Genomic DNA, 12,619 nt, shown 5'->3' on the forward strand with positions numbered 1-12,619 from the left:
ATACGGTGGCCGATCGGTATCTGTCGGACCGTGTCACTACTGTTGCCGGTGATGTCGGGAGTGTTTACACGGCTGGTAGGCCAGGAGGCCGTGGTGGCCGGGCTGCTGGCCGCCGCCCGGGCGGCCCGCGGTGATCCCGCTCACAGCGATGCGGCCGACGGGACTATGACACACGCGTGGCTGATCACCGGTCCGCCCGGTTCCGGCCGCTCGGTTGCGGCGCTGTGCTTCGCGGCCGCGCTGCAATGCACTTCCGATGGCGAGCCGGGGTGCGGGAGCTGCCGGGCATGCACGACGACCATGGCCGGCACCCACGCCGATGTGCGCCGGGTGATCCCGGAAGGCCTGTCCATCGGCGTGGACGAGATGCGCGGCATCGTGCAGATCGCGTCGCGCCGCCCCACCACCGGGCACCGGCAGATCGTGGTGATCGAGGACGCCGACCGGTTGACCGAGGGTGCGGCGAACGCGCTGCTGAAGGTCGTCGAGGAGCCGCCGCCGTCGACGGTGTTCCTGCTGTGCGCGCCGTCGGTGGACCCCGAGGACATCGCGGTCACGCTGCGATCCCGCTGCCGGCACGTCGCGCTGGTCACCCCGCCGACCGAGGCGATCGCGCAAGTCCTCATCGACAGCGACGGCCTGGACGTCGACACGGCCAACTGGGCGGCGTCGGTCAGCGGCGGGCACGTCGGGCGGGCGCGCCGGCTGGCCACCGACCCCGAGGCCCGGCAGCGACGGGAGCGCGCGCTGGGCCTGGTGCGGGACGCCGCGACCCCGTCGCGCGCCTACGCCGCCGCCGAGGAGCTGGTGGCGGCCGCCGAGGCCGAGGCCGTGGTGCTGACGGCGGATCGGGCCGAGGCCGAGACCGAGGAGCTGCGGACGGCGCTGGGCGCCGGCGGGACGGGCAAGGGCACCGCGGGCGCGCTGCGGGGTGCCACCGGCGCGATGAAGGACCTCGAGCGGCGGCAGAAGTCACGCCAGACGCGGGCGTCGCGCGATGCGCTGGACCGTGCGCTGATCGACCTCGCGACCTACTTTCGGGACGCGCTGGTGGTGTCGGCGGAGGCCGCCGGCGTCCGGGCGAATCATCCGGACATGGCCGATCGGGTGGCCGCGCTGGCCGACCACGCCTCACCCGAGCGGCTGCTGCGCTGCATCGAGGCGGTACTGGCATGCCGCGAGGCGCTGGCGATCAACGTCAAGCCCAAGTTCGCCGTCGACGCGATGGTCGCGAGCATCGGCCAGGAACTTGGGTGAGTTGGCCCGCCTGCCGTAGACTCGTGCCGCCCGACAGGGCACGCCACCTTAGCTCAGTCGGTAGAGCGGCTCACTCGTAATGAGCAGGTCAGGAGTTCGATTCTCCTAGGTGGCTCCGACATCGGGCATCGCGCCCGGATGCGCTAGGCCGGCGCGACGAACCCGACCGGCCCCGACGCGAGGCACAACGCCAGCGCGGTCGTGTTGGCCCGCACGGTGATCGCGTCCCCGGCGCCGGGCAGCCGCACGAAGACCCGATTCAGACCCGGATGCACCAGAACCTTCACGTCGCGGCCCTCGGACAGCGCCAGCGTCATCGAACCGTCGCTATTGGCAAGGTAATTGAGCTCGACCGTCCAATCGGCGGGCAGCAGCGGGCCGTCGAGGACCAGTCGCGCCGGCTTGTCCGGCTGGGCGAAATAGCCGCACTGCGGCATCGGCCCCGGCGCGATGGCGCGGATCCAGGTCACGCGCGCGTTGATCACCCGGCCCGTGCCGTCGATCATCCGCAATTGCGTTGTCGCCGAATCGAATTCGGGCCTGTCCCGCAGCAGCGCGAACATGTGGCTGGCCAGGTTCTGCGGCGCGGCGACCCGCTGCAGGATCAGCGGGTCGACCTCCTGATCCAGCAGCGGCGCATCCGACGCCGCGCGCGCGGCGGCCAGACCGGCCCTGGCGTTCTGCAGGTAGGGCTTGGTGGGGTTGTCCCGCCAGCTGGTCAGGAAGGTCGCCGTCGAGTACAGGCTGCTCACCACGAAGGCCGCCGCCAGAACCGCCGTCGCCGCGAGGCGTTTCGGCGACGCGTCCAGCCACCGCGCCGTCGAGGGCCGGTTCGGGGCGCACAACGCGACGGCCGCCAGCAGTGCCAGCACGACGACGAGATCCGGCAGATAGCGCAGCGTCTGCGCCAGCTCCAGCGCCGTCTGCTTCGACGAGCGCATCAGGTAGATCGGCACCTGACAGGCGACGGCGTATCCGGCCGCGGTCAGCCACACCGGCCCGATGCGGCGCTTGCGCCACAGCGACAGGCCAACCGCCCCGGCCAACACCAGCCAGCCGAGCGCCATCACCGACGGCGGGGGCGTGGCCCACGGCGAGGCCGGCGCCCACCGATCCCAGTGCCACGGCCCGCCGGCCAGTCCCGGCACGATCCCATGGGTGATCGATCGCCACAGCAGATCACCCGTCATCGCCAGGTCGGAACTCCACCGCTGCTGATTGACCACGCCGAGGTACAGCGCGACCCACGCGGCGGTCAACGCCAGCGATGCGATCCACAACCGCAGGCCGGCCCGCCATACCGTCCGCAGCGCGGACCCGTCACCGGACACGTGCCACAGCAGGGCGGCCACCGCGAACGCGACGAACGGGATGACCGCGGCCTTCTCGAAGAACAGCAGACCGCCGAAATAGATCAGCACGCCGGTCAGCGCGTAGCGCTGGTTGCCGGTGCGGACGAGCAGGATCGAGTCGCCGGCCACCCACGCCAGGGCCGCCAGCATGGGCAGCGCGTTCAGCGCCGCCGCCCACCACGCGAAGCCCGGCACTCCCAGCGGCGTGAACAGCGCGAACGTCAACGGGATCAGCAGCACCCAGCGCCAGCCGAGGATGACGTACAGCGCACGCAGCAGGGCCAGCGAGGCCACCAGCTGCAACACCACCAGGCTGATCGCCGGCAGCGTCCAGTCCAGCGGCGCCAGCCGGGTGATGGCGCCCGCGACCAGGAACGCGGCCGGCATCACGTGACCGTCGTGGTCGTCGAACAGGTACGACGGCGACAGCAGGCCCTCGGTGCCGGCCTTGCCGACGAGGATCAGGTCGTCCCAATAGAAATAGCCCCGGAACGCCAGCACCGCGCGGATCCCCAACTGCACGACGATCAATGCGGCGGCCGCCGCCATGACCCCCCGCTTGTATGGTGGGCCGGTGCGCGCACTGGTCACCGGGGGAGCCGGATTCATCGGGTCGACGCTAGTCGACCGCCTGCTGGCCGACGGTCACACGGTGGTGGGGCTGGACAATTTCGCGAGCGGCCGCGCGACCAACCTCGAGCACCTGGCCGACAACCCGGCGCACGTGTTCGTCGAGGCCGACATCGTCACCGCCGACCTGCACGCGATCCTGGACGAGCACCGCCCGGAGGTGGTGTTTCACCTCGCCGCCCAGATCGACGTGCGGCACTCGGTGGCCGACCCCCAGTTCGACGCGTCGGTCAACGTCATCGGCACCATCCGCCTGGCCGAAGCGGCCCGCCTGACCGGGGTGCGCAAGATCGTGCACACCTCGTCGGGCGGATCCATCTACGGCACGCCGCCGGTGTATCCGACGCCCGAGACGGTGCCCACGGACCCGGCGTCGCCGTACGCGGCGGGCAAGGTGGCGGGCGAGATCTACCTGAACACCTTCCGCCACCTGTACGGCCTGGACTGCTCGCACATCGCACCCGCCAACGTGTACGGCCCCCGCCAGGACCCGCACGGCGAGGCGGGCGTGGTGGCGATCTTCGCGCAGGCGCTGCTGTCCGGGAAGCCCACCAAGGTGTTCGGCGACGGCGGAAAGACCCGCGACTACGTGTACGTCGACGACGTGGTGGACGCCTTCGTGAAGGCCGCCGGCGAAGCGGGCGGTGGGCAGCGCTTCAACGTCGGCACCGGGATCGAAACCTCGGACCGCCAACTGCATTCGGCGGTGGCCGCGGCCGTCGGGGGGCCCGACGACCCGGAGTTTCACCCCGATCGCCTGGGTGACCTGCAGCGGTCGTGCCTCGACATCGGCTTGGCCGCCCAGGTTTTGGGCTGGCGCCCGCACATTGCGCTCGACGAGGGCGTGCGCCGCACCGTCGAGTACTTCCGCGACAGCGACGCCCGCACCGGCTGATCCCGCGCCGAGCGTGAACTGACGGCGAAAATCCGGCGGATCTTCCGCAGCGGTTACACGTTCGACGACTGCTCGGGGAGAGTGGCTGGCCGCAGAACGGTGGTTGCTGCTCGAGCGTGCATTTATGGCTTTGAGTGTTAACTGACGGCGGGCAATTCGCCGAAATCCGGCCGTGGCTTCACACTCAAAACCGTCAGTGCACACGAAACTCCGGGCACTGGCTAAACGTTCGACGACTGCTCGGGTTCCCGCGCGCCCTCCAGCGCAACGGCCCGGGCCAGCCGCGCGTAGCGCAACTCCAGGTCCTTGAACCGCATGTAGGTGCTCAGCGTGGTGAAGCTGAACGCCATGATCAGCGCGTAGAGCATCAGGTCCGTGCCGCGGCGCACGCCGAACCAGTGCGCCACCACCGTCGTGTCGTCGGGCCGCAGCACGGCGTAGATGCCGGCCAGCACGAACAGGACGTACCCGACCTTGACCCACGCCTTGGACCGCGAGCTCCGGCGCGACCGCAGCAGATACACCAGCAGCGCGACGATCGCCCCGATCAGCAGCACCTGGATCCAGTTCATCTCGAAGTCCTCCCTCGCAGGAACCCGTCGAAAATGATGTTGACGCCGTTGAGCAAGGGCTGCCCCTTGGACTTGGAGTATTCGGTGTACAGCACCTCGACAGGTTGTTCCGCCACGCGCCAATGGTTTTCGGCGATCAATGAGACGAACTCATTGGCGTGGCTCATGCCGCTCATGGTGATGTCGAGCCCGTCGGCGACCCGCTTGTTGAACACGCGCAGCCCATTGTTGGTGTCGGTCAAGCCAAGTCGGCGCCCGCGGCGGCTGAGCCGAGCCGCGGTCTGCAGCACGATCCGCTTGAAGAACGGCGGCCGACTGCCCTCCTGGGTACCGAACCGGGTCCCGATGACGACGTCGACGTCGCCCGCGCCGAGCCGGTCGATCATCGCGGCCACGTCCTTGACGCGGTGCTGGCCGTCGGCGTCGAACGTGGCGAACACCTGCGCCCCGGGCTGCTTGCGGGCGTACTCGACGCCGGTCTGGATGGCCGCGCCCTGGCCCAGGTTGACGGGGTGGCGCACCAGATGGGCCCCGGCGCGCAGCGCGATCTCGCCGGTGCCGTCGGTGCTGCCGTCGTCCACGCAGACGACGTGATCGAAGACCGAGCGGACGTCGGCGATCACCTCGCCGATGACCGCGGCTTCGTTGAAGGCGGGAATGACGATCCAGACGCCGGAGTATTGCGTTTCGATGCCCACTAGGTTAGCCAGCATCAGCCGGTTAAGCGCCCGGCGCGCGCCAGCGCCACCAGGTGGACACCGATTCCCACCAGCGGGCCGCACAGCAGGCCGACCACGGTGCGCGTCTGCAGCGGCAGCGGCAACAGCAACAACAGCCCGGATGCCACGGTCGCCCCGACCCACCCCAGCGCGTAGGCCCGATGCAGCGCGGCGGCGACGGTGGCGGCGCCGGTCAGCGTCAGCATGGCGATCGCCACGGCGGCCGCCGTCAGCCAGGCCAGCAGCGCGCTGCTCGCCTGGTACTGCGGCCCGAAGAAGACGCGTAGCAACCAGGGCCCGATCAGCCCGGCCGCGAGCACGCCGAGCGCGCCTACGCCGCCGATGATCGCCGCCGGGCGGACCAGCGCCCGGAGCCGGTCGCTGCGCTCGTCGACGAAGTGAGCGATGAGATTGCCCTGCATGGCGGTCAGCGGCACCAGCAGCGGCGCGCGGGTCAAGGTCACCGCCAGGATGATCACCCCACCCTCGGCGCCCAGGTCGGTGCTGGTCAGCTTCAGCAGGACCGGGAATCCCATCACCAGGATCGCGCTGGCACCGGCCGCGGTGATCGAGTGCGCGGCCCCGCGCAGGAAGGTCGCGGTGTCGCCCGGCGTCAGCAGCCGGGCCGCGGCGCGCGCCGTCGGCGAGACGGCCAGCGTGATCAGCCACGCCGTCGCACCGGCCACGGTGGCCCACAGGAACCCGGCCAGGCCCCAGCCGATCGCGAACGTCGCCGCGGCCACCGCCACCCGGATGACCGCATCGGTCACCATCAGCGCCCCGTATGAGGTCCAGTGGTTGGTGCCGGCCAGCATGCCGAGCAGGGTGGCGTGCAGGCAGAAGCCGGCCAGCCCGACGCTGAGCAGCGCCACCGACAGCCAGCGCGCCTCGACGAAAACCCGTGCGCTCCACAACGGCGAGGTGCCGGCGATCACGACGGCCGCGGCCACCCCGACCATTGCGGCGACGCGCAGCGGATGGGTGCGCCCGAGCGGGGCCGCACCGATGTCCCCGAGGTAGCTCGCGGAGCGGACCTCCCGGGTGGCCTCCTGCAGCAGCCCGTTGGCGGCGCCGGTCACCAGGCCGAACGCGCCCCAAAACACCCCGAAGATCGAGAAGCCGCGCGGCGCCAGGTCCCGGGCCGCCAGGTAGATCACCGCGTACCCGCACAGCGCGGTCAGCGCGGTGGCGGTGCCGACCCGGGCGACGCTGCCACGCGCGACCGGCCCCCTCGAGGCCCCGACTTCGGTCACCGGGACAGCGCCTGTATCCCCACAATTTGAAAATAGTAAGTGCCGAGCACCGATGGACCGCGGCGGCGAGGCGGTTCGCTATCGTGGGCGGCTGTCGGGGAAGGATCCATGGCCGCGTTCCGCATCTTCGGGATTTCGCTGTTAATCACCGTGGCGGCGCTGGCCGCCGGGTACGCCCACGGCGGACCGAACGCTCTGTTCGTGTTGCTGGTGCTGGCCGTCCTCGAGGTGTCGCTGTCGTTCGACAACGCGATCATCAACGCAGCGATCCTGCAGCGAATGAGCCGGTTCTGGCGGCAGATGTTCCTGACGATCGGGATCCTGATCGCCGTTTTCGGCATGCGCCTGTTCTTCCCGTTGCTCATCGTGTGGGCGACCGCGGGCCTGGGACCGGTGCGCGCGTTCGAGTTGGCGCTCAACCCGCCGCCGCACGGCGCGCAGGAATTTCCGGACGGGTCACCCAGCTACGAAAAGCTGATCACCGCCGCCCATCCCCAGATCGCGGCGTTCGGCGGAATCTTTCTGCTGATGCTGTTTTTGGATTTCGTCTTTCACGATCGGGATATCAAGTGGCTCAAATGGATTGAGATTCCGTTCGCGCGCATCGGGCGCCTCGGTCAGGTGTCGGTGGTGGTGGCCGGCGTCGCGCTGGTCCTCGCCGCGACGCGGCTGACGCACTCCAGCGACGAACGCGCGACCGTGTTGATCGCCGGGCTGCTGGGTTTGATCGCCTACCTCATCGTCAACGGTTTGAGCCGGGCGTTTCGGCCCCCGGACGTGGAGGCGGTGACGGCGGGCAAGACCGCCGGGGGGGCGGTCGGCAAGGCGGGGCTGACGCTGTTCCTGTATCTCGAAATGCTCGACGCCGCCTTCTCCTTCGACGGGGTCACCGGCGCGTTCGCGATCACCTCCGACCCGATCCTTATCGCGCTGGGCCTGGGGCTGGTCGGCTCGATGTTCGTCCGGTCGATCACCATTTATCTCGTCCAACAGGACACCTTGGACCGCTACGTGTACCTGGAACACGGCGCGCACTGGGCGATCGGCGTGCTGGCCGCGATCATGTTGTTCTCCATCGAGCCGCGCTTCCAGGTGCCCGAGGCGGTCACCGCGTCGGTGGGCGTGGTGTTCATCGCGGCGGCGTTGGGCTGGAGTGTGCTGCGCAATCGGCGCAACGCCGCGGCGAGGGAGGCTCAGGCCTCGATCTGACCGGCGATCCGCCGCTCGATCGCGGCGCGGGCCGGCGCCGGCAGCACGATGAGCCCGTCGAGTTCCTTGCGCGCCCGCAGGTAGGCGTTCTGCCGTTCGTCGCGCGTGGCCGCCTCGTCCTGGGCCAGGTGCAGCAGGTTCTGCGCTCGGGCCAGCCGTTGCTGGTCGTCCTCGGAGAAGTCGCTGCGGCGACGGCGGATCGCCTCGGCCTCGGCGATCTCGAACGCGCTGATGTACTCGTGGACGGCGTCGCGGTAGTCGCGCTGCGCGGCCGGGTCGCCGGCGAGGTCCTCGGCGCGCTCCGGACGCAGCAGGTCCGCGCGCCCCTTCGCCCGGTGAAACTCGACCGTCAGGGGGTTGCGCATGTCGGTCATCATCGGGAAGTCCAGCAGCTTGGCGATGTCGAATTCGTAGTCGAACCACCGCGCGTCGGTACGGTCATGCGCCGCAATCAGTTTGGCGAGCTCGCGGCGCGAGACTTCCTCGTTGCTGCGGGCGCGCACGGAGGCCTCGGCCGCCGCGATCTTGGCCTGCTGCTTGAGCCGGTAGCGCTCGAGGCGCCGTTCGGCGCGGCGCTCGTTGGCCGCCGCGACCGCCCTGATGCCCGCGCCGATCGAGCCGCCCAGCGGGAAGATCAGCCACCAGAAGTTGCCGGCGAAGTGCAGCAGCGGGGTCACATCGCCAGGATGCCACCGCTCCGCGGGGCGCGGTTACGCCGACAGCGTGAGTGCCGGTCAGTGCCCGCCGGAGGCCTTGAACCGCTCCACCGAACGCTGCACCTCCGCTTCGGCCTCGGCGCGGTCGACCCAATCGGCCGCCTTGACGAACTTGCCCGGCTCCAGCGCCTTGTACTGCGAGAAGAAGTGCTTGATCACATCCAGTTCGAATTCCGGCACGTCGCCGATGTCCTGGATGTGGTCCCAGCGATGGTCGCCGGCCGGCACGCACAACACCTTGTCGTCGCCGCCCGCCTCGTCGACCATCTTGAACATGCCGACCGGCCGGGCCTCCACGATCACGCCGGGGAACACCGACTGCGGCAGCAGCACCAGCGCGTCCAGCGGGTCGCCGTCCTCGCCCAGCGTGTCCTCGATGAAGCCGTAATCCGTGGGGTAGGCCATCGAGGTGTAGAGGTAGCGGTCCAGACGCACCCGGCCCGTCTCGTGATCGACCTCGTACTTGTTGCGTTGGCCTTTCGGAATCTCGATGGTCACGTCGAATTGCACCGCGCCGGCTCCTTCACGAGGGGTGGGTCTTGGTAGGTCAGTACGCCGGGCATCACCCTAGTCGAGCGTCTTGCGGCCGATTCGGCAGAATGGGTCCAAACAGTCGGGAGAGTGATGGGTCCTACTCGCTGGCGGAAATCCACCCAGGTGTTCATCGGGCTGGCCGTGCTGGCGTTCGTCGCCGCGGTGGTGGCGGCGGCGACGTTTTTCACCACGGGCGGGCACGGCGCCGGCGCCGCACATGTCCCGGTGCCGCCGCCGCGCCCCCCGACGGTCAAGCCGGGGATGGTCGCCGTGCCCGACACCGCGGAGACGCCCAGCCCGGGTGGTGTCGCCGCCGCGCTGGGACCCGTCGCCGCCGATCCCAACCTGGGCAAGCTGGGTGGCCGGATCACCGACGCCCTCACCGGAAAAGAGCTCTGGCAGGTGGCCCCCGACCTGCCGCTGGTGCCCGCGTCGACCAACAAGGTCCTGACCGCCGCGGCGGCGTTGCTGACGCTGGACCGTCAGGCCCGGATCAGCACCCGGGTGGTCGCCGGCAGCCAGAACGCGCAGGGCCCCGTCGTGCTGGTGGGCGCCGGGGACCCGGTGCTGTCGGCGGCGCCGCCGGGCGTGGACACCTGGTACCGGGGGTCGGCGCGCATCAGCGACCTGGTCGAGCAGGTCCGGCGCAGCGGCGTGACCCCGACCGCGGTGCAGGTGGACACCTCGGCGTACAGCGGGCCGACCATGGCCCAGGGCTGGGACCCGGCCGACGTCGACAACGGCGACATCGCGCCGATCGAGTCGGTGATGATCGATGCGGGCCGCATCCAGCCGACCACGGTCAACTCGCGGCGGTCCAAGACGCCGGCGCTGGACGCCGGTCGGGAGCTGGCCAAGGGCCTCGGGCTGGATCCGAACGCGGTGACGATCGGCACGGCGCCGTCGGGGGCGCGGCAGCTCGCGGTCGTGCAGTCGGCGCCGCTGATCCAGCGGCTGTCCGAGATGATGGACCACTCCGACAACGTGCTGGCCGAGTGCATCGCCCGCGAGGTGGCGGCCGCGATCAACCGGCCGCAGAGCTTCGCCGGGGCGGTCGACGCGGTGACCAACCGCTTGAGCGTCGCGCACGTCGACACCGCCGGTGCCAGGCTGGTGGATTCCAGCGGGCTCTCGGTCGACGACCGGTTGACGGCCAAGACGCTCGACGGCGCGGTGCAGGCGGCCGCCGGGCCCGACCAGCCGGCGCTGCGGGCGTTGCTGGACCTTCTTCCGATCGCCGGCGGCAGCGGGACGCTGGGCGACCGGTTCCTCGACGCGGGCACCGACCGAGGTCCCGCCGGCTGGCTGCGCGCCAAGACCGGCTCGTTGACCGCCGTCAACTCGTTGGTCGGGGTGCTCACCGATCGCAGCGGGCGGGTGCTCACGTTCGCGTTCCTGTCCAACGACGCGGGCCCGAACGGCCGCAACGCGATGGACGCGCTGGCCACCAAGCTGTGGTTCTGCGGGTGCGCATGACGCCGTCGTCGTCCACCCTGACCCTCGGTACCGCCGTCGACTGGCGATTCGCGGCGACGGTCGGCCAGCGGCTGGCCCGCCCGGGCCCGGCCTCCAGCGACTACACCCGCCGGCAGGTGATCGAGGAGCTGACCAGCGCGGCGGCCAAGGCCGAACCGCCGGTGCGCGAAGTCACCGGCCTGATCACCGACGGGGCGGTGCCGGCGGCCCGGATCGTCGACCGCTCGCAGTGGATCGGCGCCGCCGCCGAGTCGATGCGGGTGATGACCAACGGCACCGAGCAGCCGCGGGGTTTCCTGACGGGCCGCATCACCGGTGCGCAGACGGGTGCCGTGCTGGCGTTCGTGTCATCGGGGATCCTCGGCCAGTACGACCCGTTCGCCAGCGGCCAAGGGGCCACCAAAGTAGGAAGCCTGCTGCTGGTGTATCCGAACGTCATCGCCGTCGAGCGTCAGCTTCGGGTCGAACCCTCCGACTTCCGGTTGTGGGTGTGCCTGCACGAGGTCACCCACCGGGTCCAGTTCACCGCCAACCCGTGGCTGTCCGGTTACATGTCCGAGGCGTTGGGGCTGCTGACGCAGGACGTGGGGGAGGACGTCGGCCAGGTGGCGGCCCGGCTGGCCGACTACGTGCGCAACCGCGGCGCCGCGGAATCCGACGGCGGCGCGTCGGGGATCATCGGGCTGGTGCGCGCCGTGCAGTCCGAGCCGCAGCGCAAGGCCCTGGACCAGCTGCTGGTCCTCGGCACCCTGCTGGAGGGCCACGCCGACCACGTGATGGACGCGGTCGGGCCGGTCGTCGTGCCGTCGGTGGCCACCATCCGCCGCCGATTCGACGAGCGCCGCCACCGCAAGCAACCCCCGCTGCAGCGCCTGCTGCGCGCGCTGCTCGGGCTCGACGCCAAGCTCAGCCAATACACCCGCGGCAAGGCGTTCGTCGACCACGTGGTGGGCAAGGTGGGGATGCAGCGGTTCAACACCGTCTGGTCGGGCCCCGATACGCTGCCGCTGCCCGCCGAGATCGAAGATCCCCAGCGATGGATCGACCGGGTGCTGTAGGGCAGCTGCGCACGGCTGTCGAGGCGTTCGCCCACACCTACTTCCCCACCGAGGCGCCGTGGTGCGTGGCGCTGTCCGGCGGCCCGGACTCGCTGGCGCTCACCGCCGTCGCGGCCCGGCTTCGGCCGACCACCGCGCTGATCGTCGACCACGGCCTGCAGGAGGGTTCCGCCGCCGTCGCCCAGACCGCGCGCCAGCAGGCGGTCGCGCTGGGATGCGTTGACGCGCAAGTGCTTTGCGTGCAGGTGGGCAGGGACGGCGGCCCGGAGGCGGCAGCGCGCTCGGCCCGCTACGCCGCGTTGCGCGGGTCCGCGGACGGCCCGGTGCTGTTGGCTCACACGCTCGACGATCAGGCGGAGACGGTGCTGCTGGGGCTGGGCCGCGGCTCGGGCGTGCGTTCGATCGCCGGGATGCGCCCGCACGACCCGCCGTGGTGCCGGCCGCTGTTGGGGGTGCGGCGTGCGGCGACGCACGCCGCGTGCGCCGAACTGGGCCTGACGGCCTGGCAGGATCCGCACAACAGCGACCGCCGCTTCACGCGAACCCGGCTGCGCCTGGAGGTGCTGCCGCTGCTGGAGGACGTGCTCGGCGGGGGCGTGGCCGAGGCGTTGGCCCGCACCGCGACCGCGTTGCGTGAGGACACCGAGATGATCGACGCCCTCGCCGCGCAGGCGCTGCCCGGCGTGCGGGCGGGGGCCGGCTTAGCGGCCCGGGCGCTGGCCGAGCTGCCGGACCCGCTTCGGCGGCGGGTGATCCGCGGCTGGCTGCTGGCCGGGGGAGCGACCGGGTTGACCGACAAGCAGATTCGCGGCGTGGACACGCTCGTCACGGCGTGGCGCGGCCAGGGCGGGGTGGCGGTGGGCTCCGCGCTGCGCGGTGAACGGTTGATCGCCGGGCGGCGGGACGGCGTGCTCACCATGTGGCGCGAGTCTGTGTAAACGGGGACCG

At 70.9% G+C, this 12,619-nt stretch carries 12 protein-coding genes and 1 tRNA gene; 7 read left to right on the forward strand and 6 right to left on the reverse strand.

What is annotated here, in order from left to right; genetic code table 11:
* Positions 1-51: 51 nt before the first annotated feature.
* Positions 52-1,257: a DNA polymerase III subunit delta' gene (locus AWB89_RS15865; RefSeq protein ID WP_085174933.1), complete on the forward strand. Its 1,206-nt coding sequence runs from the start codon at positions 52-54 to the stop codon at positions 1,255-1,257.
* A 42-nt stretch (positions 1,258-1,299) separates the two neighbouring features.
* Positions 1,300-1,372: transfer RNA gene (locus tag AWB89_RS15870), tRNA-Thr, on the forward strand.
* A 28-nt stretch (positions 1,373-1,400) separates the two neighbouring features.
* On the opposite strand, the gene AWB89_RS15875 is transcribed toward AWB89_RS15870, so the two are convergent.
* Positions 1,401-3,158: a hypothetical protein gene (locus AWB89_RS15875; protein ID WP_162293320.1), complete on the reverse strand. Its 1,758-nt coding sequence runs from the start codon at positions 3,156-3,158 to the stop codon at positions 1,401-1,403.
* A 25-nt stretch (positions 3,159-3,183) separates the two neighbouring features.
* Here AWB89_RS15875 and AWB89_RS15880 point away from each other — a divergent pair, with 25 nt between their 5' ends.
* The gene (locus AWB89_RS15880; protein WP_085174973.1) at positions 3,184-4,134 is read left to right on the forward strand and encodes an NAD-dependent epimerase/dehydratase family protein; all 951 of its coding nucleotides are present in this window, start codon (positions 3,184-3,186) and stop codon (positions 4,132-4,134) included.
* A 221-nt stretch (positions 4,135-4,355) separates the two neighbouring features.
* Here AWB89_RS15880 and AWB89_RS15885 read toward each other — a convergent pair whose 3' ends face one another.
* The 3 genes from AWB89_RS15885 to AWB89_RS15895 are packed head-to-tail and all read right to left on the reverse strand — an operon-like array spanning position 4,356 to position 6,732.
* A complete protein-coding gene (locus tag AWB89_RS15885) occupies positions 4,356-4,706 on the reverse strand; it encodes a DUF2304 domain-containing protein (RefSeq protein WP_085103364.1) in 351 nt (116 codons plus the stop codon).
* Entirely contained in the window at positions 4,703-5,419 is a 717-nt protein-coding gene (locus tag AWB89_RS15890; RefSeq protein WP_372515158.1) for a glycosyltransferase family 2 protein, read from the reverse strand. Before AWB89_RS15890 ends, AWB89_RS15885 begins: the two co-directional genes overlap by 4 nt.
* The gene (locus tag AWB89_RS15895; RefSeq protein WP_174627840.1) at positions 5,419-6,732 is read right to left on the reverse strand and encodes a hypothetical protein; all 1,314 of its coding nucleotides are present in this window, start codon (positions 6,730-6,732) and stop codon (positions 5,419-5,421) included. The genes AWB89_RS15890 and AWB89_RS15895 overlap by 1 nt, the downstream gene beginning before the upstream one ends.
* A 54-nt stretch (positions 6,733-6,786) precedes the next feature.
* Between AWB89_RS15895 and AWB89_RS15900 the strand changes: the two genes are divergently transcribed.
* Entirely contained in the window at positions 6,787-7,887 is a 1,101-nt protein-coding gene (locus tag AWB89_RS15900) for a DUF475 domain-containing protein (protein WP_085174938.1), read from the forward strand.
* Here AWB89_RS15900 and AWB89_RS15905 read toward each other — a convergent pair.
* A complete protein-coding gene (locus AWB89_RS15905) occupies positions 7,872-8,564 on the reverse strand; it encodes a hypothetical protein (protein ID WP_085103356.1) in 693 nt (230 codons plus the stop codon). The genes AWB89_RS15900 and AWB89_RS15905 overlap by 16 nt on opposite strands.
* 57 nt (positions 8,565-8,621) lie before the next feature.
* Positions 8,622-9,113, reverse strand: coding sequence for an inorganic diphosphatase (locus tag AWB89_RS15910; protein WP_085103354.1), 492 nt, complete (start codon positions 9,111-9,113; stop codon positions 8,622-8,624).
* 114 nt (positions 9,114-9,227) lie between these two features.
* On the opposite strand from AWB89_RS15910, the gene dacB reads away from it, so the two are divergent.
* Genes dacB through tilS form a run of 3 tightly spaced genes read left to right on the forward strand, consistent with a single transcriptional unit; the run spans position 9,228 to position 12,609 of the window.
* A complete protein-coding gene (gene dacB, locus AWB89_RS15915) occupies positions 9,228-10,613 on the forward strand; it encodes a D-alanyl-D-alanine carboxypeptidase/D-alanyl-D-alanine endopeptidase (protein ID WP_139830859.1) in 1,386 nt (461 codons plus the stop codon).
* Complete coding sequence (locus tag AWB89_RS15920; RefSeq protein ID WP_085103426.1) at positions 10,610-11,671, forward strand: zinc-dependent metalloprotease; 1,062 nt, start codon at positions 10,610-10,612, stop codon at positions 11,669-11,671. Before dacB ends, AWB89_RS15920 begins: the two co-directional genes overlap by 4 nt.
* Positions 11,650-12,609: a tRNA lysidine(34) synthetase TilS gene (gene tilS / locus AWB89_RS15925; protein WP_085174940.1), complete on the forward strand. Its 960-nt coding sequence runs from the start codon at positions 11,650-11,652 to the stop codon at positions 12,607-12,609. The genes AWB89_RS15920 and tilS overlap by 22 nt, the downstream gene beginning before the upstream one ends.
* Positions 12,610-12,619 lie beyond the last annotated feature (10 nt).

Origin of the sequence: Mycobacterium paraense (assembly GCF_002101815.1) — a bacterium.
GTDB classification, from domain to species: domain Bacteria; phylum Actinomycetota; class Actinomycetes; order Mycobacteriales; family Mycobacteriaceae; genus Mycobacterium; species Mycobacterium paraense.

Coding starts and splice junctions, on each gene's coding strand:
- AWB89_RS15865 (WP_085174933.1), top strand. CDS start 52: ATGTCGGGAGTGTTTACACGGCTGGTAGGCCAGGAGGCCGTGGTGGCC.
- AWB89_RS15890 (WP_372515158.1), bottom strand. CDS start 5,419: ATGCTGGCTAACCTAGTGGGCATCGAAACGCAATACTCCGGCGTCTGG.
- AWB89_RS15920 (WP_085103426.1), top strand. CDS start 10,610: ATGACGCCGTCGTCGTCCACCCTGACCCTCGGTACCGCCGTCGACTGG.
- AWB89_RS15885 (WP_085103364.1), bottom strand. CDS start 4,706: ATGAACTGGATCCAGGTGCTGCTGATCGGGGCGATCGTCGCGCTGCTG.
- AWB89_RS15875 (WP_162293320.1), bottom strand. CDS start 3,158: ATGGCGGCGGCCGCCGCATTGATCGTCGTGCAGTTGGGGATCCGCGCG.
- AWB89_RS15900 (WP_085174938.1), top strand. CDS start 6,787: ATGGCCGCGTTCCGCATCTTCGGGATTTCGCTGTTAATCACCGTGGCG.
- tilS (WP_085174940.1), top strand. CDS start 11,650: ATGGATCGACCGGGTGCTGTAGGGCAGCTGCGCACGGCTGTCGAGGCG.
- dacB (WP_139830859.1), top strand. CDS start 9,228: ATGGGTCCTACTCGCTGGCGGAAATCCACCCAGGTGTTCATCGGGCTG.